This is a genomic window from Pseudomonas sp. NPDC099000 (assembly GCF_044759925.1).
Lineage (GTDB): Bacteria > Pseudomonadota > Gammaproteobacteria > Pseudomonadales > Pseudomonadaceae > Aquipseudomonas.
Genome location: NZ_JBIWAF010000006.1, coordinates 218,388 through 238,213 on the forward strand (window position 1 = coordinate 218,388; position 19,826 = coordinate 238,213).

A 19,826-nucleotide genomic window follows, 5' to 3' on the forward strand; every position below is an offset into this window, starting at 1 on the left:
GAGAACTGCACTGATGGCCCTGGCAATTTTTGATCTGGACGAAACCCTGATCCACGGCGACTGCGCCACCCTCTGGAGCGAGCAAATGGGCCGCCTGGGCTGGGTCGATCCCCAGTCGTTCATGCGTCAGAACAACGAACTGATGGACGCCTACAGCCACGGCAAGCTGCGGATGGAGGACTACATGACCTTCAGCCTGGAGCCGATGATCGGGCGCACACCGGAAGAGGTCGACCATCTGGTCGGGCCCTGGGTGGAAGACTTCATCGAGCCGATCATCTTTAGTGACGCCACCAAAGCCATCGCGGCCCACCGCAAGGCCGGCGACCGGATTCTGGTGATCTCGGCGTCGGGCACGCATTTGGTCAGGCCGATTGCCGACCGTTTGGGCATCGACGAGATTCTTGGCATCGAACTGGAAGTGGCGCACGGGGTGTATAGCGGCCACACCGTTGGAACGCTGACGTACCGCGAAGGCAAGATCGTTCGGTTGCTGGAGTGGCTGGATGCGGAAGAGGAAAACCTGGAAGGTGCGAGTTTCTATTCCGACTCACGCAACGATTTACCGCTGCTATTAAAGGTGGATTTCCCACACGTGGTGAATCCGGATCCGGTGCTGCTTGAGCATGCCGAAAAAGCCGGCTGGCCGATCCATATCTGGAAATAACCGATACCCCTGTAGGAGCGAGGCTTGCCCGCGAAGAACGATGACGCGGTCTCACTGGTAAACCGCGACGCCTCATTCGCGGGCAAGCCTCGCTCCTACAGGGTCAGTGTGTCCTTCAGGTCAGGCTTTCGTCGATTATCAGCACCAACTTCCCCGCCACCTTATTACTCGCCAACTCCGCAAACGCCGCTTCGGCGTCCTTGATCGGAAATGTCATCGCCAGCTGCGGACTCAACCGCCCTTCGGCAAACAACGGCCATACATGCTGGCTCAAATCACTGAACAAATCCGCCTTGAACTGCTCATCGCGACTGCGCAAAGTCGAACCCAGCAGTTGCACGCGCTTGGCCAGAACCTGCGCCAGATCCAGCTTCGCCTCACGACCGCCCATCAAACCGATCAACACCCAACGGCCATCCAGAGCCAGCATTTTCAGGTTCAGCGCAGCGTAGTTGCCACCGACCGGATCGAGAATCACGTCGAACGGCCCCAGATCCCGCAAACTGTCCAGGTCGCCCGTGCGCACCACACCACCCTGCGCACCCAGCGTTTCGCAATAAGCCAGACGCTCGGCAGAACCGACGCTGACCCAGCACGGGTTGCCAAAGGCCTTGCACAGCTGAATGGCGGCTGAACCGATTCCACTTGCTCCAGCGTGCAGAAGAACTTTCTCACCCGGTTTGAGCGCAGCCAGTTGAAACAAATTCAGCCAGACGGTCGCGTACACTTCCGGCAACGCTGCCGCCTCGGCCAGGGACAAACCTTCGGGGACCGGGAGCACATGCCGTCCGTCGACAACTACCTCCTCGGCCATCCCGCCCCCGGCCAGCAAGGCGCAGACCCGATCGCCGACCTGCCAGGACGAACCCGGGCCGACCTCGCTGATCACCCCCGAACACTCAAGACCCAGTACCTGACTGGCTCCCGGCGGTGGCGGATAAAGTCCTGCTTTCTGTAACAAATCGGCGCGATTGAGGCCCGCTGCCGCCACTCGAATCCGAACTTGTCCTACATCGCATGTAGGACTGGGCTCTTCAACCCACTCCACTTGACCTTCCACGCCTTGCAATGCTTTCACAGTGCCTCCATAGTGAGTCTGGACTGAGCCCGTAGCTGTAGCGCCGGGCTTTCTTGCATTATGTGACCGGCCCTTTGTGGAACCGGCGACTTCAAAGACGGCCTAATATGCGTGATCAATTGTCCCCGCGTCGAATCAGCATGAAGCATTTTTTCCCCAGCACCGCCCTAGCCCTATTCATTGGTATCGGCCTGATGCCGATGTCGAGCAATGCATTCGCAGCCAATAGCTGGGACAAGCTTCAGCCTGATCGTGACGAAGTGATCGCCAGCCTGAACGTCGTCGAACTGCTCAAGCGCCATCACTACAGCAAGCCGCCGCTCGATGACGCGCGCTCCGTGATCATCTATGACAGCTACCTCAAGCTGCTGGATCCGTCGCGCAGCTACTTCATGGCCAGCGACATTGCCGAATTCGACAAGTGGAAGACCCAGTTCGACGACTTCCTCAAAAGCGGCGACCTCAACGCCGGGTTCACCATCTACAAGCGCTACCTGGACCGCGTCAAAGCGCGTCTGGACTTTGCCCTTGCCGAGTTGAACAAGGGCGTCGACAAAATCGACTTCACCACCAAGGAAACCTTGCTGATCGATCGCAAGGACGCCCCTTGGCTCAAGTCCACCGCTGAACTCGACGACCTGTGGCGCAAACGCGTCAAGGACGAAGTCTTGCGGCAGAAGATCGCGGGCAAGGACTCCAAGCAGATTCAGGAAACCTTGACCAAGCGCTACAAGAACCAGTTGGCGCGCCTGGACCAGACCCGTGCGGAAGACATCTTCCAGGCGTACATCAACACCTTCGCCATGTCCTACGACCCGCACACCAACTATCTGTCGCCGGATAACGCGGAAAACTTCGACATCAACATGAGCCTGTCCCTCGAGGGCATCGGTGCCGTGTTGCAGAGCGACAACGATCAGGTAAAAGTCGTGCGTCTGGTGCCTGCCGGCCCGGCCGACAAGACCAAGCAGGTTGCACCGGCCGACAAGATCATCGGCGTTGCCCAGGGCAGCAAAGAGATGGTCGACGTGGTCGGCTGGCGTCTGGACGAAGTGGTCAAGCTGATCCGTGGTCCGAAAGGCACCGTGGTGCGCCTGGAAGTGATTCCGGCCAGCAACGCGCCGAACGATCAGACCTCCAAGATCGTGCCGATCACCCGCGAAGCGGTGAAGCTTGAAGACCAGGCCGTGAAGAAGTCGGTGCTCAACCTCAAACAGGATGGCAAGGACTACAAGCTCGGCGTCATCGAGATTCCGGCGTTCTACCTCGACTTCAAGGCGTTCCGTGCCGGTGATCCGGACTACAAGAGCACCACTCGCGACGTCAAGAAACTGCTCACCGAGTTGCAGAAAGAGAAAGTCGACGGCGTGGTCATCGACTTGCGCAACAACGGCGGCGGTTCCCTGCAGGAAGCCACCGAGCTGACCAGCCTGTTCATCGACAAAGGTCCGACCGTGCTGGTGCGTAATGCCGACGGCCGGGTCGATGTGCTGGAAGATGAAAACCCGGGCGCGTTCTACAAAGGCCCGATGGCGTTGCTGGTCAACCGCTTGTCCGCCTCGGCTTCGGAGATTTTTGCCGGCGCCATGCAGGACTATCACCGCGCGCTGATCATCGGCGGCCAGACCTTCGGAAAAGGCACCGTGCAGACCATTCAGCCGCTGAACCATGGCGAGCTGAAACTGACCCTGGCCAAGTTCTACCGGGTTTCCGGCCAGAGCACCCAGCATCAGGGCGTACTGCCGGACATCGATTACCCGTCGATCATCGACACCAAGGAAATCGGCGAAAGTGCCCTGCCGGAAGCCATGCCGTGGGACACCATCCGCGCGGCCATCAAGCCGGCAGTCGACCCGTTCAAACCGTACATCGCTCAGCTCAAATCCGAGCATGATTTGCGTTCGACGAAGGATGCGGAGTTCGTGTTCATCCGCGACAAGCTGGCCCTGGCCCAGAAGCTGATGGCGGAAAAAACCGTCAGCCTCAACGAAGCCGATCGTCGCGCGCAGCACGCCGATATCGAAGCCAAGCAACTGGTCATGGAAAACATCCGTCGCAAGGCCAAGGGCGAAGAACCGCTCAAAGAGCTGAAGAAAGAAGACGAAGACGCGATGGCAGCCGAGCCGGACAAGACCAAGCCAGAAGATGATGCCTACCTGAGCGAGACAGGGCGGATTCTGTTGGATTACTTGAAACTCAACACTGCGGTCGCCAAGCACTAAAAATGGTGGCGATTTAATGCTGACGCTCTCCGGAGCGTCATCATACAGTCATCATTCTGTCGTGAAATAAAGGACTTAGCGCTTTGGCGCTCAGTCCTTTTTTTATCGCCAGAGATCACCATGACCACGACCGAACAGCTGAGTGCATTGAGTTCAATACTGACTCAAAGCGGCTTGCACAGCCTGTTCCAGCCGATCATTTCCCTCTCCGAGCGACGCATTGTCGGCTACGAAGCCCTGACCCGCGGCCCCTCGAACAGTCCGCTGCACTCCCCCATTGCGTTATTTGCGGTCGCCCGCCAGGCCGGTCGCTTGAGCGAGCTGGAAATCGCCTGCCGTGAAAGTGCGTGCCGACGTTTCAAGGAACAACAGCTGCCGGGCAAACTGTTTCTCAACGTCTCTCCGGAATCCCTGCTTGAAGCCGCTCATCAACCGGGACGGACCCTGCAATTGCTGCAGGACTTCGGCATACCGCCAAGCCAGGTGGTGATCGAACTCACCGAACAGACCCCGACCGACGACTTCCAGTTATTGCAAAACGCCCTGCATCACTATCGGGCGATGGGATTTTCCATTGCGTTGGACGATCTGGGCGCGGGTTATTCGAGTTTGCGATTGTGGTCCGAGCTGCGTCCGGACTTCGTGAAGATCGACCGGCATTTCATCGACGGCATCCATCAGGACGCGCTCAAGCGTGAGTTCGTCGGCTCGATCCTGCAAATTGCCAAGGCCTCGCGGGCGCAGGTGATCGCCGAAGGGATCGAGCTACCGGAAGAGCTCGCGGTGTTGACCGAGATGGGCGTCGATCTGGTGCAAGGCTATTTGCTGTGTCGGCCTCAAGAGCATCCCCCTCGCGAAGCGCGATCCTTGATGCCCAAACACGACAGCACCGCCGTGGCGCTGAATGACGAAGGCAGCGACCTCAGCGCCTTGCTCAACGACCAACCGGCCGTGGCACGGGACACACCGACGGCCACGGTGCTGGAAGCCTTCCGCCGCCAGGCCAACCTGAACTCACTGGCGGTGCTCGACGAGCAAGGCCATCCTTGCGGCATCGTCCATCGGCATTCGCTCTCGGACGCGCTGCTCAAGCCCTTTGCTACCGATCTGTTTGCACGCAAGCCCATCAGCCGCTTGATGAACGACGACTTCCTCGCCGTGGAGATGAGCCAGTCGCTGCAACAGGTCAGCCGTTTGATCACCAGCCGCGCGCGGCAGCGCATCGAGGAGGACTTCATCATCACCCTCAATGGCGGCTATCTGGGTCTGGGCCGGGTGATCGATGTGCTCAAACTGATTACCGAACTGAAAATCCAGCAGGCCCGCTACGCCAACCCGCTGACCCTGCTGCCGGGCAACGTGCCCATCCAGCAATGCCTGACGCGGCTGCTGCAACAGGAGCGGGAGTCGGTGATCTGCTACGTCGACATCGACAGTTTCAAACCCTTCAACGACATCTACGGCTACGGTCGCGGTGACGAAGTCCTGCTGTGCCTGGCGCAATGCCTGAACGATCGCGTCGACCCGTCCCGCGACTTCGTCGGCCATATCGGCGGTGATGACTTCCTGCTGGTGCTCGGCCCGGAAGACTGGCGCAAACGCTTGAACCAGCTGCTGGACGACTTCCAGAGCCAGTGCCGACGTTTCTACCGCAGCGAACACCTGGAAGCCGGCTGCTTTATCGCACCGAATCGCCAGGGCGTGCGCCAGGAGTTTCCACTGTTGTCATTGTCGATTGGCGTGGTGCATTTACATCCACAGGCCTGTGGGCAACTCGATGCGAGCCAGTTGGCGGAGATGGCTTCGCAGGCCAAGCATCACGCGAAGAATGTGGCGGGGTATAGCGTGCATGTGATTGATAGTTTGGTTGTGCCGGTACCAAACGAGGATTTGATCATTGGGCAGCGGTGAGTGAACGGACGCCTTCGCGGGCAAGCCTCGCTCCTACAGGGGTTTGTGTCATCCGCAATGATTGTGAACAACACAACCCCTGTAGGAGCGAGGCTTGCCCGCGAAGAGGCCAGACCAGACAACCAGGATCTCTGGATTCAATCCCCTGCTGACCGCGCCCCCAACCGCCGCCCAACCACATCCAGCACATCACAGCCATCACGCAACGGAATGGCGCAGAGCAACGCGAAATCGCTGAGAATCATGGAGTCGCACTCAATCGAACCGCGCATGGACAGGTTCTCCAGCACTTGGGTGACGGCTCGGATTCGATAGCGGGCTGCGTCGGTCAAAATATCCAGCGGCGCGTGGGTGTCGACGAACAAGGTGGGCATGTCGCTGCAGTTGCTGGTCAGCGCCATGAAGCGGTTTTTGGGATGGGAAACCGGCTTTTCGTAGGGTGGATCAGGATGAAGTGTTGGCATTTGAGACCTTCCGATGACAATGGGAGCTGCCAAAAGCCTTCCTACAGGCTTGGGTGGCAGCTATACGCGGGGTAGGAATACCGAGCATCGGAGACTCGACCACGCCGAAGCGTGCCCGCGCACAGCCGCCGCAACAAATCTTACGGACGCACATAGACGGCCGCAAATCAGGTTTCGACGCTAACGCAATACCGATGCTGAAAGGGTTCCTACACCCCACCACTGAGTTTTCAGTGACCATCAAAGGCTATCGGGTGAACTTCCTTCGCACCAGTTCATGAAAGCCGCCACAACTCGAAGGAAATCTCCTTTGAATTTACACAGCATTAAACGCGCAGGACTTTGCGGGGAATCAATCAGGAAAGAAGTCAGCAACGGACGATGTTGGTGTAGGGCAATTCTCCAATGCGCCGTCCTAGGAAAAGAAACGTCAGAAACGCAAACGTGGCGGGAGGTTTCCCTCACGCCACGTTTATTTGTTGAACAGCTATGGATCTATTTCGCGGAATCGCGAGACGCCAGCTCTTTAAGCTTCATCTCAGCCAACGGATGCCCCGCCTTCGCCGCCATCCCCCAAAATCTCGCCGCTTCATCCGGATCCGGCGCCTTGCTCGGCGAACCCGCCAAACTGATCACCCCCACCTGATACGCCGCCTTGCCATCCCCCGCCAATGCCGCCAGGCGCAGCAATCGCACACCCTCCTCGCGAGCCCCAAGGCCAACGCCGCGGAAGGTCAAGATGTGGCCATAGAAGCTTTGCGCGCCGACATCACCCAGGTTGGCCATGCGGGCGAACTGGCCTTCGAGCCAGCTCCAGCCGCGCGGCTGTCGCACGAACCACGACCAATGAAACAACCGGCGGGCCAGCCAGTAACCGGCCCGTGCCTTGAGCTTCAAGAACACTCAGGCCTCCGCCGATTCCGGGTACTCGTATTCGAACACTCGCACCACTTCCGAGGCGTGCCACGAGGCGGCCGCAACGCCGTCGGACGGCCCGGAGAAACGCCCCAGACGCTCGACGCATTCGAAGAAACCGGTGCGTGGCAGGCGGCTGGCGCCCTGGCTGATCACCAGCGAGCTGCGCAGCGGCTGCTCGGCCCTGGCGTCCAGCGCGGCCAGATGCTCCAGCGCAGCGGTGAGGGTTTGCATGGCCGGCGTAGGCAACTGCAAACGTTCCAGCAAGGCTCGATAAGTCAGCAGATGCCGTTGGCGGCGGGCCTGGTCCAGCTCACCCAGCAACCCGTCCCAATGTTGACGACTGATGCGTACGCTCACGATTCATCCCTCCATCCTGGCACCGTCAATTCCCAGGCCAGGCTGCGGCGAATCGCAGCGTCAGGTAGACGCTCGCCACTTTCGATCAAGGCCAGATAAGACGGACTGATGCCTACCGTGCGGGCGAGCGCCTCAATGGCGATGCCCTTCCCTTCGCGCAAACTGCGTAGTTGATCCAGACCCGGAAGAATCTGGTCTGGTGATGTTGCTGGACGCGCCGGCGTATCGGGCGCCGGTTGTTGGTTGATGCCTGCTGCTTTCAGTAGAGCCTGGTACTGAGCCCACGGCAGAACCGCGTATTCGGGCTCGCCTTCGCGTGTGATTATCTGAATATCCATGACTTCCCCGTAGGACAACGACACTTAGCGAGTCGGCACTTTTCCCTAGAAGTGTAATCCTAACAGCGGCCACGGTCGCGGGGGGTATGAATATGAGGACGATCCTCAATCGAATCAGGTTTTTTTCGGGCCCTGAAGCTGAAGTTGCTCGGGGGTATCGGGGAGCCGCTCGACCACCGCAAGCTTCTCCGGCAACTGGCGATTGCGCCAGGCACGGAAAGCATTGAGTTCGTCATCGAGGACTTTCATCAACCAGGCCAGCACGGCAATGTCATCGAGCATGCCGAATACCGGGATGAAGTCCGGAATCGCGTCCACCGGGCTGAGGAAGTACATCAGGCCGGCCACCGCCGAGAGCAGCGCCTTCGGGCTGATGGCGCGGTATTCGCCACGCCAGTAGGCCAGGCACAACGCCTGCAACAGGCGCAGATCGTCTTTGAGTTTGCCCAATCGGTTGCCCTGGCTGGCCCCTTTGCTTGCGACGGCGAACAGCAGGGTTGGCAAACGTCCACGGGCAAGCAGGCGTCCAGCGAGTGGCAGGAAGCGAGCGAAATTCCAGGGTGTTTTCATCATTCCTCCCGCTGAAATGTTATCCACACAAATTGTGGATAACCTTGTGAACAGAGCTATATTTCACGGCTGAAAGCCCCGTTTCATAAGGGCTCAACTCAGATCGGGCGTTTTTTACTCACATAAAAAAACCCAAGATTTCATTGACTTGGCGCGTCGGCGCGGCTAGCACGGCGCCCTCAATGGCTATGACTGCACGGTACAGCATCCGTTCGCTTTGTTTACCCTCGCTGAACGCCAGATGCAACAACGCCCCGCATAAAGCGAGGCGTTGTTTTTAAAGCAGACGCTGATTACTTGGCGGCGTCTTCTTTTGCTGGATCCTTGATCGCCAGCAGTTCCAGGTCGAATACCAGCACCGAGTTGGCTGGAATCGCTGGGCTTGGGCTTTGGGCGCCGTAGGCCAGCTCGCTAGGAATGTACAGTTTGTACTTCTCGCCAACGTGCATCAGTTGCAGGCCTTCGACCCAACCCGGAATCACGCCGCTGACCGGCAGATCGATCGGGCTGCCACGGTCGACGGAGCTGTCAAAGGTAGTGCCGTCGGTCAGCTTGCCGGTGTAGTGAACAGTCACTACGTCGGTCGGCTTAGGCTGTGCGCCATCAGCTTTCTTGACCACTTCGTATTGCAGGCCCGAAGCAGTGGTGGTGACACCGGCTTTCTTGGCGTTGTCTTCGAGGAATTTCTTGCCGGCGGATGCCGACTCTTCGCTCATTTTGGCCATACGCTCTTCAGCACGCTTCTGCAGTGCTGCGAAGGCTTCGACCAGCTCGTCATCCTTCAGCTTCTGTTCTTTCTTGCCGACGGCATCTTCGATGCCTTGCGCTACGGCTTTGGAGTCCAGGTCATCCATGCCTTCCTGAGCCAGGCTCTTGCCCATGTTCAGGCCAATCCCGTAGGAAGCTTTTTGCGCCGGGGTTTTCAGCTCTACGCTGGTCTGCGAATCACAACCCGCAAGTACCAGGCTAACCAGGGCCACCGCCGCCGCCAACCGATGCTGTTTCATGCTATTTCCTTGTTCATGCGCCTAAAGGGCAATCGAGTAAAGCCGCGAGCTTATCAGGCGGCCACGACCAATGGCTACCGGCATGAGAGCAGGAAACTTCTGATAAGTTCAGGTGTTTTAACGCATTTCGGGATTGGAATGATGAAGCTTCTGTCATCTTGAGCCCACAGAGGGCGATGCCGGATCCCACAGCATCTGGCGTAATGGCCACTTGCCGCACCTTGGGCGCTGAGGCATAAGAGAGTTACAAATCGACAAGGATGTTTATCTTGCGCATCTTATTCCGCCTGCTGGTATTACTTGCTGTGCTGTTGGGACTGGGCCTGGCCGTGGTGCTGTACTACGTCGCCAACCCGAAACTGCCGACCTGGTCGCCCGCGCAACAGGTGCATTACCTGGAACAGTGGAGCGCCGCCGACCGCCAGACTTACTACTTCACCCCACAAGGCACTCAGGTCAAAGGCTTGCGCTATGACTGGTTCACGGCCCTCGAACTGCCCTTCTCGCAACAACGCTTCGCCGCCCCCGAGTACCTCGCGCGCTTCGGTTTTTTGATCGATCCCGAGCAGAAAGCCACGCCAAACAACCCCGGCAACTTGCCTGTGGGTTTTGCCCGCCATCAAAACCCCGGCAGCCAGGACGAATTCCTCGACATCACCTGCGCCGCCTGCCACACCGGCGAATTGCGCTTCAACGGCCAGGCCGTGCGCATCGACGGCGGTTCGGCGCAGCATGTCCTGCCTTCCAGTGTTCCTACACTACGGGGCGGCAGTTTCGGACAAGCTCTGGTAGCCAGTCTGGCCTCGACGTACTACAACCCCTGGAAATTCGAACGTTTCGCACGCAACGTGCTCGGCGAGGACTACGACGCCCGGCGCCAACAGTTGCGCCAAGACTTCAAAGCCTCCCTCAACACGTTCGTGAAAGTGGCCTGGAACGACACCCATCGCGGGCTCTATCCGACCGAGGAAGGCCCCGGCCGCACCGACGCCTTCGGGCGCATCGCCAACGCCAGCTTCGGCGACGCGATTTCAGCCGATAACTACCGCGTGGCGGATGCCCCGGTGGATTACCCGCACCTGTGGGACATGTGGACCTTTGACTGGGTGCAATGGAACGGTTCGGCGCAGCAACCGATGGCGCGCAACATCGGCGAAGCGCTTGGGGTCGGCGCCACCCTGAATTTCTTCGACGCCAATGGCCAGCCGTTTAAAGGTGACGAGCGCTATCCGTCGAGTGTCCGCTTGCGCGACTTGCACCAGATCGAACAAACCCTGCAACGGCTCAAACCACCGGCCTGGCCGGAAGAACTGCTGGGAGCTGTCGACAAACCTCTGGCCGCCAGAGGTCGCGAATTGTTCAGCGAAAACTGCGCCGGTTGCCACGTGCCTCGATCGGTCCAGACCAACGGACGCTGGGTGCAACACCTGAAAATGCTGCCGGTGGACTACATCGGCACAGACCCGGGTGCGGCCAACAACATCGCCGACCATCGCTTCGACCTCAGCGCTCTGCAATGGGATCCGGCGGAGCTGGCGAAACTGGATGTGCAGTTGCAGCCGCCGCCCGCCGAACCGCTGGACATGAGCAAACTCTCGTCCGCCAAAGGCCTGGCCTACGTCACCGCGCTCGTAGGAAACCGTGCTTACCGCGAGGCGAAAATTCCCGAGGCCGAGCGCCCGGACATGGATGGCTTCGGCCTGCCGATTGGCGTGCGTGAATTGCGCGCCTACAAAGCCCGCCCATTGGCCGGCGTCTGGGCGACGGCGCCGTTTCTGCACAACGGTTCGGTCCCGAGCATCTATCAACTGCTCTCGCCCCAGGATGAACGCGCAACGACCTTCTACAAAGGCACGTTCGAGTACGACCCCAGGCACCTGGGCTACCGCACCCAGGCCTTCACCAACGGCTTCAAGTTCGACACGCGCATCACCGGCAATCACAACAGCGGCCACGAGTTCCGGGCTGGCAAGCGTGGCAACGGCGTCATCGGCCGCCTGCTGCAACCGGAGGAGCGCTGGGCGCTGCTGGAGTATCTGAAAGTGTTGGGCGGCCCGCTGGAGGCACAATTGCCATGAGCAGACTCTGGAGGTGGTTTGGCGCCTTTCTCGGCAAAGCGCTGTTGTGGTTACTGGGCCTGGGAGTGCTCGGCTGGGCGCTGGCCACGGCGTGGTTTGCCTGGCAGCACAGTGGACCGGTATCCGCTGAAGAACTGATCCCGAACGGCGAAGCGGCGATGACTCAGGACATCATTCAGACGGCCGTGCGCATCGTCGATCAACACCGTGAAAGCACCCGCTACCTTCGCGACGCGCATGCCAAAGCGCACGGTTGCGTGAAGGCCGAGGTTCAGGTGCTGCCGGATCTGGCGAATGAGCTGCGTCAGGGCGTGTTCAGCGAATCCGGTAAAACCTGGCAAGCGACGATGAGGCTGTCCAACGGCAATGCCTATCCGCAGTTCGACAGTATCCGCGATGCCCGAGGCATGGCGATCAAGCTGCTCGATGTGCCTGGCAGACAACTGCTCGCCGATCAACCAAGCCGTGGTGAACAGGACTTTGTGATGTTCAGCCACCCTAACTTCTTCGTCAGCGATGTCGCCGAATACCGTCAGAACGTGGGCGCGCAGGCGGATGGCAAGAAGCTGATGGCTTTTTTCCCCGGCTGGGATCCGCGCACGTGGCAGGTTCGTCATCTGTTTATTGCCTTGGCGACGCTCTCCCCTGCCCCGGAAAGTCCGACGCAGACGACGTACTTTTCGGTTTCGCCCTACAAGTTTGGCGATGCCAACGCGAAGTTTCGGGTGACGCCGGATCCTGACAGCTGCCCGGCCTACACGTTGCCGGCGCAGAACCAGAAGCTGCCGAATTTTTTGCGCAATGCGCTGAATCAGCAATTGTCGACGGATCGGGTGCCCGCGTGCTTTGTCTTGCAGATCCAGCGGCAGGATGCCGGTAAATACATGCCGATCGAGGACACGAGTATCGAGTGGAAGGAAAAGGAGGCGCCGTTCGAAACCGTGGCGCGGATCAGACTGCCCGCTCAGGACTTCGACACGCCGGCGCTGAACCTGCAATGCGACAACCAGTCATTCAATCCGTGGTTCGGCCTTGAGGCTCATCGACCGATTGGCGGTATCAACCGCCTGCGCAAAGCAGTGTATGAAGCGGTCAGCGATTACCGCCACAGCCGCAACGCCGAGCAATAAAGCCAAATCCCGGACAGCAAAAAGCCCGCATCAAGCGGGCTTTCTGTGTGGTGACCTGGCGTTCAGCGTTCCAGGTTACCGAATATGGCGCAGCGGACGGGACTCGAACCCGCGACCCCCGGCGTGACAGGCCGGTATTCTAACCGACTGAACTACCGCTGCGCGTAGCGTTGAAAGTAAGTGGTGGGTGATGACGGGATCGAACCGCCGACATTCTGCTTGTAAGGCAGACGCTCTCCCAGCTGAGCTAATCACCCTTTACCTTCGTTGCGGGGCGCATTGTGCCACAGATTTTCATAAAGTGTTGATTTAATTGAATAATTTTTCAAAAAAATCTGAAAACCGGTAAAACGACACGACCTGCAGGAACAACGTACAAACTGTGGGCAGAAAAAAACCCGCGTTAGCGGGCTTTTCCGTGGTGACCTGGCGTTCAGCGTTCCAGGTGACCGAATATGGCGCAGCGGACGGGACTCGAACCCGCGACCCCCGGCGTGACAGGCCGGTATTCTAACCGACTGAACTACCGCTGCGCGTAACACTAAAGCGAATGGTGGGTGATGACGGGATCGAACCGCCGACATTCTGCTTGTAAGGCAGACGCTCTCCCAGCTGAGCTAATCACCCTTCACTTTCGGTGTGGCGCGCATTCTACGGAGCGACCCCACCTCTGGCAAGCACTTTTTTAAATAATTTTTTCAGGCCTTCCAAAGGCTTAGAGAAGGGTTGGCCTACGGCTTCGCTAAGAGAATAATGCCCCCCTTTGTATAAAGGAGAGACTCGCCCCATGTGGTTCAAAAACCTGCTTATCTATCGCCTGACCCAAGATCTGCCTTTTGATGCCGAGGCGTTGGAAACTGCACTGGCCACCAAACTGGCGCGTTCATGTGCAAGCCAGGAGTTGACCACTTACGGTTTCGTCGCGCCCTTCGGCAAAGGCGAAGATGCCCCCCTGGTGCACGTCAGCGGCGACTTCCTGCTGATTTCCGCCCGTAAGGAAGAACGTATCTTGCCGGGCAGCGTCGTGCGTGATGCCGTGAAGGAAAAGGTCGAAGAGATCGAAGCCGAACAAATGCGCAAGGTCTACAAAAAGGAACGCGACCAGATCAAGGATGAAATCATCCAGGCGTTCCTGCCGCGTGCCTTTATCCGTCGTTCGTCGACCTTCGCTGCCATTGCGCCGAAACAGGGCCTGATCCTGGTCAACTCGGCCAGCCCGAAACGTGCCGAAGACCTGCTGTCCACCTTGCGTGAAGTAGTCGGCACACTGCCGGTACGTCCACTGACCGTTAAAATGTCGCCGACCGCGACCATGACGGAATGGGTCACCACCCAGAAAGCCGCGGACGACTTCTTTGTGCTGGACGAGTGCGAACTGCGCGACACCCACGAAGACGGTGGCATCGTGCGTTGCAAGCGTCAGGACCTGACCAGCGAAGAAATCCAGCTGCACTTGAGCACCGGCAAAGTGGTCACTCAATTGTCGCTGGCCTGGCAAGACAAGCTGTCTTTTGTCCTCGACGACAAGATGGTGGTCAAGCGCCTGAAGTTCGAAGACCTGCTGCAAGACCAGGCGGAACAGGACGGCGGCGAAGAAGCCCTCGGCCAGCTGGACGCCAGCTTCACTTTGATGATGCTGACCTTCGGCGACTTCCTGCCGGCGCTGGTTGAAGCGTTGGGTGGCGAAGAGCTTCCGCAAGGGATCTGAAAATAACCGGTTCCCCTGGAGGAACCGGATCAAATGTGGGAGCTGGCTTGCCTGCGATAGCGGTGTGTCAGGCAACTAAGATGCTGGCTGACACACCGCTTTCGCAGGCAAGCCAGCTCCCACATTGATTGGGTTTCCAACTCAGGAACCCCACTTACATAACAGAAACAAGACCGGGAAACCGCGGCTCAGCAAGCAGCCGAGTAATCCGCAAACTTGATCCCAGGATTAATGATGGGCACTCTATGGCGCAACGCGAGGACGACCTCGCGGCTCGATCGAGTCATTAATCTGGGGACGACCCCGTCAATCGATGGAGGTCTCTCATGTCCTGGATCATTCTGTTTTTCGCTGGCCTGTTCGAAGTCGGCTGGGCCGTCGGCCTGAAATACACCGACGGTTTCAGCCGCCCTCTCCCTACCGCATTGACCGTTGCCGCCATGGCGATCAGCCTTGGCTTGCTGGGCCTTGCCATGAAGGAATTGCCGCTGGGCACGGCCTATGCGATCTGGACCGGTGTGGGTGCGGTGGGCACGGTGATCGCCGGGATCATTCTGTTTGGCGAGTCCATGGCGCTGTTCAGGCTGGCCAGTGTGGCGTTGATTATTGCCGGGTTGATTGGGCTCAAAGTCAGCGCCTGACCTTTAGATCGCCTTCGCGGGCAAGCCTCGCTCCTACAGGGTTTGCGGCGCATCCCCAATAATGGATGTGCCACAAACCCCGTAGGAGCGAGGCTTGCCCGCGAAGAGGCCCTCACAGTCACCGCCTATCTAACTGTGCCGCGCAAATCCCCGACCATTGCCTGCAACTTCGCAGGCTCCGCCGCCTCAACCGCCACCGCCGGCCCTGCCACCAACGTCACCCGCGACCACAACCGACGAAACAGCCCCTTGCCCGGATCGCGACTGAAGAAACTCCCCCACAACCCTTGCAACGCCAGCGGAATCACCGGCACCGGCGTCTCTTCGAGAATGCGCACAAGGCCGCCCTTGAACTCACTCATCTCCCCGTCACCGGTTAACTTGCCTTCCGGGAAGATGCACACCAGTTCTCCGTCCTTCAGATATTGGGCGATACGCGTGAAGGCTTTTTCGTAGATTTGAATGTCTTCCTGGCGCCCCGCAATCGGAATCGTCCCCGCCGTGCGGAAGATGAAGTTCAGCACCGGCAGGTTGTAGATCTTGTAGTACATGACAAAGCGAATCGGCCGACGCACTGCGCCGCCAATCAGCAATGCGTCGACAAACGACACGTGATTGCAGACCAGCAATGCCGCGCCTTCATCCGGAATCAGGTCCAGATTGCGATGCTCCACGCGGTACATGGAATGGCTGAGCAGCCAGATCATGAAACGCATGGTGAACTCGGGAACAATGCTGAAGATGTAGGCGTTGACGCCGATGTTCAGTAGCGACACCACCAGAAACAGCTGCGGGATCGACAGCTCGACCATGCTCAGCAGGATGATTGAGACAATCGCCGACACCACCATGAACAGTGCGTTGAGAATGTTGTTGGCGGCAATCACCCGGGCCCGCTCGTTCTCGGGGGTGCGCGACTGAATCAGCGCATACAGCGGCACGATGTAGAAACCACCGAAAATCCCAAGGCCCAGAATGTCGATCAGCACCAGCCAGGTGTGGCCAAAACCAAGGATTTCGATCCAGCCATGGCCGTTAACGCTGTCTGGAATACCGCCGGAATGCCACCACAGGAGCAAGCCAAACACCGTCAGGCCAAACGAGCCGAACGGCACCAGGCCGATCTCGACTTTGCGCCCGGAGAGTTTCTCGCAGAGCATCGAACCGAGGGCGATGCCCACCGAGAACACCGTCAGAATCAGCGTCACCACGGTCTCGTCGCCGTGCATCCACTCCTTGGCATAGGCCGGGATCTGCGTCAGATAAATCGCCCCGACAAACCAGAACCATGAGTTGCCAACGATAGATCGCGACACCGCAGGCGTTTGCCCCAGGCCCAGCTTCAAGGTGGCCCAGGACTGACTGAAAATGTTCCAGTTGAGGCGCATTTGCGGTGATGAGGCCGCCGCCCGGGGAATGCTGCGACTGGCCAGGTAGCCGAGCACCGCGACACCGATGATCGCGGTGGACACGATGGGCGCGTAATGACTGGAGGACATCATGATCCCGGCGCCGATGGTGCCGGCGAGGATCGCCAGAAACGTGCCCATTTCGACCAGCCCGTTGCCGCCCACCAACTCTTCTTCACGCAGGGCCTGGGGCAGGATCGAGTATTTGACCGGCCCGAACAGCGCCGAGTGCGTGCCCATGGCGAACAGCGCCACCAGCATCAGCGACAGGTGATCGAACAGGAATCCGACCGCGCCGACCGCCATGATGGCGATTTCCCCGAGCTTGATCAGCCGAATCAGCGCGTCCTTGGCGAACTTTTCCCCGAACTGGCCGGCCAGCGCCGAGAACAGGAAGAACGGCAGGATGAACAGCAACGCACACAAGTTGACCCAGATCGAACGGTCACCTTCGATAGTCAGCTTGTACAGAATGGCGAGGATCAACGACTGCTTGAAAATGTTGTCGTTGAACGCCCCGAGGGACTGCGTAATAAAGAATGGCAGGAAGCGCCGGGTGCGAAGCAAGGTGAACTGTGAGGGGTGGCTCATCTTCCATGTGTCCCTGATGTTGGGTAAAGAGTGGCTTGGCAACGGTTATTGGAATGTCGAACGTCGACCCAGGCCACACATTACCTAAACTTTGCCGGTTATTTCTTTAATCCTGCAATGCACGGCGAGACAAACAACTCGCCCCGCCACGCGCCCTGCACGGTGCGTTTGGAGACGATCAGCCACATCACCGCCAGCATCGCCACCAGCACGCAGCCAAAGACACTGAAAAACGCCAGGTTCAGGGTGCTGCCCAGTTTCAACGTCGTCAGAGAATAGACGCCCAGCGGGAAGGTGAAGCCCCACCAGCCAAGGTTGAACGGGATACCGTCGCGCAAGTAACGCACGGTGATCAGCACCGCCATCAGCATCCACCAGAAGCCGAAGCCCCACAGCGTGATCCCGGCCACCAGGCCCAACCCGGCAGCAATTTCACCGATGCCCGGCAGACCGTTGGCCGCGAAGATCGCCGGCGCGTCGGAGCCCAGCAGCAACATGCCTAATGCCCCGGTGCCGATCGGCCCCAGCGCCAGCCAGCTGGAGGCGGCCATGTTTTCGTGAGGCAGTTTATGCAGCGCCATACGCAGCAACAGAATCGTCAGAATGCTGAACGCCACCGGTAGGGAAAAGGCCCAAAGCACGTAGCTGGTCGTCAGCACCACCAGTTGCGAATGGGCATCGGCCAGGTGCGGTGCCAGCAGGCCCCCGCTGGCGGCCGCTACTTCCGCCGCAACCACGGGCAACAGCCAGACCGCTGTCATCTGGTCGATGCTGTGCTCCTGACGGGTGAACATCATGTAGGGAATCAGCACGCCGCAGGCCAGGGACATGGCCACATCGAGCCACCACAGCACTTCGGCGACATGAATCACTCCATCGCCCCAGCGCGGCAGGCCGAACACCAGGAAGCCGTTGATGATGGTCGCCAACCCCATCGGGATGGTGCCGAAGAACATCGAGACCGTGGAATGGCCAAAAATCCTTCGCGCTTCATCAAAGAACAACACCCAACGTGCCGTGTAGGCGACGGTGAATAAAACAAACAGGCAGATATTGAGCAGCCAGAGACCTTCGGCCACTGCGTGCAGGCCGGGTATGGCGACGGGCAATTGCGCCAGGGCCAATGCCAGCACACCTGTGCCCATGGTCGCGGCGAACCAGTTGGGCGTGAATTGGCGAATGGCCTCTAGCGGGTGCTGCAAATGGCTGAACGGTTTGAAACCGGGGGTGGTGGTGTTGGGGCATGTCATGGCGAATTCCTCTCCTCTTGTGAGGTGGAATTCATGGTAGATCCGAATCGAATATCTATATAACGGGTAATATCTCTAACTGTTATCTGTTTTGCAGATATAGAATCAAACGCTGCCTTCAGTTTCGATTACCAGGATCCTCGCCGCACCTAGCGGATGGGCGACGTGCTCGGTGCCGACCGACGCATAGAAAATATCGCCCACGTCCAGCAGCGTTTCCTTTTCGACGCCCTCCTCGCGGTAGCGCATTTGAACCTGGCCATCGAGCACCACGAATACTTCCTGCCCATCGTTGACGTGCCATTTGTACGGCTGATCGGTCCAGTGCAAACGGGTGGTGATGCCGTTCATGTTGGCGATATCCAACGCGCCCCAGGCACGGTCAGCGGTGAAGGATTTGCTGCGGATGATCTTCATGGGGCGTTCCGTTCAAAGAAGTGGCGGTGCCAAGGCTACGCCAAACCGGCGAACAGTTGCGCCAGCCAATCGATAAATACCCTTACCCGATTGCTCAGGTGCCGGTTCGGCGGGTACAGCACATGAAACGGGTAACGCGGTGGCCGCCAGTCTTCGAGAATCGGCACCAGTTCGCCACGCTCGATGTGCGACTGCACGGTGTAGGTAAAGGTGTGAATGACGCCCAGTCCGGCCAGCCCCGAAGCCAGTTGGGCGTTGCTCTCGTTGACCGAGAAGTGTCCTTGCCCGCGGATCTCCAGCTTCTCGCCGTTGCGCTCGAACCGAGCTGGCATCACCCGCCCCGTGCGGGCCGAGTGATAGTTGACTATGCGATGTTTTTTCTCCAGTTCGCGCGGATCGGTCGGGACACCAAAGCGCTCGAGATACCGCGGCGCCGCGCACGTTGTCCATGACGACAAACCTAAGGGTCGCGCTGCCATGGACAGTTCGATCAACGGCCCACCGCGAATCACGCAGTCGACGTTTTCGCTGACCAGGTCGACCGGCCGGTCGCTGACGCCCATGTCGATCTGAATGTCCGGGTAGCGCGCGTAGAAATCCGGCAGCGCCGGGATGATCAGGATCGTTGCGACCGAGCCGCCGACATCGACACGGATCTTGCCGCGAGGATGGCCCTGGGCGCTGGCGAAACTGTTGTCCAGGTCATCCAGTTCCCCTATCAGTTGCAGGGCGCGCTCGTAATAACTCATGCCATCCGCCGTCACGGTAAGCCGCCGAGTGGTGCGCTGCAGCAGTCGCGCACCGAGATGTTCCTCCAGTTCCGCCACCAGTTTGCTGACCGAGGTTTTCGGCATATCCAGCGAGTCGGCGGCTTTGGTAAACGACCCGGCCTGCACGACCCGGGCAAAGACGCGCATGGCCAATAGCTGATTCATGAGAAAAACCTCAGGTGACGTGCCCTGAGTATTGTCCACAACCTTGCACAAACAAACCCGATTCAGGTGATTTTTCTGCCCAATTTTCCGGCATAGAGTTCGTTCAACGGCGCACAACCTTGCCGACAACTTCCT

At 59.0% G+C, this 19,826-nt stretch carries 18 protein-coding genes and 4 tRNA genes; 7 read left to right on the plus strand and 15 right to left on the minus strand.

Annotated features, from left to right (window positions below):
* Positions 1-13 precede the first annotated feature (13 nt).
* Positions 14-667, plus strand: a complete 654-nt coding sequence (locus ACIQV9_RS10675; RefSeq protein ID WP_403100915.1) for an HAD family hydrolase — start codon at positions 14-16, stop codon at positions 665-667.
* 115 nt (positions 668-782) lie between these two features.
* Here ACIQV9_RS10675 and ACIQV9_RS10680 read toward each other — a convergent pair whose 3' ends face one another.
* Positions 783-1,745 carry a zinc-binding dehydrogenase gene (locus tag ACIQV9_RS10680; RefSeq protein WP_403100917.1) on the minus strand — a complete coding sequence of 321 codons (963 nt, stop codon included), beginning with the start codon at positions 1,743-1,745 and terminating at the stop codon, positions 783-785.
* A 140-nt stretch (positions 1,746-1,885) separates the two neighbouring features.
* On the opposite strand from ACIQV9_RS10680, the gene ACIQV9_RS10685 reads away from it, so the two are divergent.
* Positions 1,886-3,967, plus strand: a complete 2,082-nt coding sequence (locus ACIQV9_RS10685; protein ID WP_403100919.1) for a carboxy terminal-processing peptidase — start codon at positions 1,886-1,888, stop codon at positions 3,965-3,967.
* Positions 3,968-4,087: 120 nt separating this feature from the next.
* Complete coding sequence (locus ACIQV9_RS10690; RefSeq protein ID WP_403100921.1) at positions 4,088-5,878, plus strand: bifunctional diguanylate cyclase/phosphodiesterase; 1,791 nt, start codon at positions 4,088-4,090, stop codon at positions 5,876-5,878.
* Positions 5,879-6,015: 137 nt separating this feature from the next.
* Here ACIQV9_RS10690 and ACIQV9_RS10695 read toward each other — a convergent pair whose 3' ends face one another.
* From ACIQV9_RS10695 to ACIQV9_RS10720, 6 genes are all read right to left on the minus strand, one after another.
* On the minus strand, positions 6,016-6,342 hold the full coding sequence (locus tag ACIQV9_RS10695; protein ID WP_403100922.1) for a hypothetical protein: 327 nt from the start codon (positions 6,340-6,342) through the stop codon (positions 6,016-6,018).
* Positions 6,343-6,837: 495 nt separating this feature from the next.
* Positions 6,838-7,245 (minus strand): sel1 repeat family protein, encoded by a 408-nt coding sequence (locus ACIQV9_RS10700; RefSeq protein ID WP_403100923.1) that lies wholly within the window; start codon positions 7,243-7,245, stop codon positions 6,838-6,840.
* Positions 7,246-7,617 (minus strand): hypothetical protein, encoded by a 372-nt coding sequence (locus ACIQV9_RS10705; protein ID WP_007898892.1) that lies wholly within the window; start codon positions 7,615-7,617, stop codon positions 7,246-7,248.
* A complete protein-coding gene (locus ACIQV9_RS10710) occupies positions 7,614-7,955 on the minus strand; it encodes a multiprotein-bridging factor 1 family protein (RefSeq protein ID WP_403100926.1) in 342 nt (113 codons plus the stop codon). The genes ACIQV9_RS10705 and ACIQV9_RS10710 overlap by 4 nt, the downstream gene beginning before the upstream one ends.
* 114 nt (positions 7,956-8,069) lie before the next feature.
* The gene (locus tag ACIQV9_RS10715) at positions 8,070-8,525 is read right to left on the minus strand and encodes a YkvA family protein (protein WP_403100928.1); all 456 of its coding nucleotides are present in this window, start codon (positions 8,523-8,525) and stop codon (positions 8,070-8,072) included.
* 293 nt (positions 8,526-8,818) lie between these two features.
* Entirely contained in the window at positions 8,819-9,532 is a 714-nt protein-coding gene (locus ACIQV9_RS10720; protein WP_403100929.1) for an FKBP-type peptidyl-prolyl cis-trans isomerase, read from the minus strand.
* Between the two features lie 269 nt (positions 9,533-9,801).
* Between ACIQV9_RS10720 and ACIQV9_RS10725 the strand changes: the two genes are divergently transcribed.
* On the plus strand, positions 9,802-11,610 hold the full coding sequence (locus ACIQV9_RS10725; RefSeq protein ID WP_403100931.1) for a di-heme-cytochrome C peroxidase: 1,809 nt from the start codon (positions 9,802-9,804) through the stop codon (positions 11,608-11,610).
* Positions 11,607-12,740 carry a catalase family protein gene (locus tag ACIQV9_RS10730; protein WP_403100933.1) on the plus strand — a complete coding sequence of 378 codons (1,134 nt, stop codon included), beginning with the start codon at positions 11,607-11,609 and terminating at the stop codon, positions 12,738-12,740. The genes ACIQV9_RS10725 and ACIQV9_RS10730 overlap by 4 nt, the downstream gene beginning before the upstream one ends.
* An 85-nt stretch (positions 12,741-12,825) precedes the next feature.
* Here ACIQV9_RS10730 and ACIQV9_RS10735 read toward each other — a convergent pair.
* From ACIQV9_RS10735 to ACIQV9_RS10750, 4 genes are all read right to left on the minus strand, one after another.
* Positions 12,826-12,902, minus strand: a tRNA-Asp gene (locus ACIQV9_RS10735).
* A 19-nt stretch (positions 12,903-12,921) separates the two neighbouring features.
* Positions 12,922-12,997 (minus strand) — tRNA-Val (locus ACIQV9_RS10740).
* Between the two features lie 199 nt (positions 12,998-13,196).
* Positions 13,197-13,273, minus strand: a tRNA-Asp gene (locus tag ACIQV9_RS10745).
* A gap of 18 nt (positions 13,274-13,291) precedes the next feature.
* Positions 13,292-13,367, minus strand: a tRNA-Val gene (locus tag ACIQV9_RS10750).
* Positions 13,368-13,527: 160 nt separating this feature from the next.
* Between ACIQV9_RS10750 and rdgC the strand changes: the two genes are divergently transcribed.
* Together rdgC and sugE are read left to right on the plus strand one after the other, a co-directional pair.
* Positions 13,528-14,448: a recombination-associated protein RdgC gene (gene rdgC, locus ACIQV9_RS10755; RefSeq protein ID WP_403100935.1), complete on the plus strand. Its 921-nt coding sequence runs from the start codon at positions 13,528-13,530 to the stop codon at positions 14,446-14,448.
* 326 nt (positions 14,449-14,774) lie between these two features.
* The gene (sugE, locus tag ACIQV9_RS10760; protein WP_010456757.1) at positions 14,775-15,089 is read left to right on the plus strand and encodes a quaternary ammonium compound efflux SMR transporter SugE; all 315 of its coding nucleotides are present in this window, start codon (positions 14,775-14,777) and stop codon (positions 15,087-15,089) included.
* 125 nt (positions 15,090-15,214) lie between these two features.
* Here the strand turns inward: sugE and ACIQV9_RS10765 are convergent, their stop codons facing one another.
* The 4 genes from ACIQV9_RS10765 to ACIQV9_RS10780 all read right to left on the minus strand — a co-directional run bounded on the left by ACIQV9_RS10765 (position 15,215) and on the right by ACIQV9_RS10780 (position 19,691).
* Positions 15,215-17,089, minus strand: coding sequence for an MFS transporter (locus ACIQV9_RS10765; protein ID WP_403100937.1), 1,875 nt, complete (start codon positions 17,087-17,089; stop codon positions 15,215-15,217).
* 98 nt (positions 17,090-17,187) lie between these two features.
* Complete coding sequence (locus ACIQV9_RS10770) at positions 17,188-18,339, minus strand: TDT family transporter (protein WP_403100939.1); 1,152 nt, start codon at positions 18,337-18,339, stop codon at positions 17,188-17,190.
* A 105-nt stretch (positions 18,340-18,444) separates the two neighbouring features.
* Complete coding sequence (locus ACIQV9_RS10775) at positions 18,445-18,756, minus strand: cupin (RefSeq protein WP_109628676.1); 312 nt, start codon at positions 18,754-18,756, stop codon at positions 18,445-18,447.
* Positions 18,757-18,791: 35 nt separating this feature from the next.
* Complete coding sequence (locus ACIQV9_RS10780; protein WP_403100942.1) at positions 18,792-19,691, minus strand: LysR family transcriptional regulator; 900 nt, start codon at positions 19,689-19,691, stop codon at positions 18,792-18,794.
* Positions 19,692-19,826: the final 135 nt, after the last annotated feature.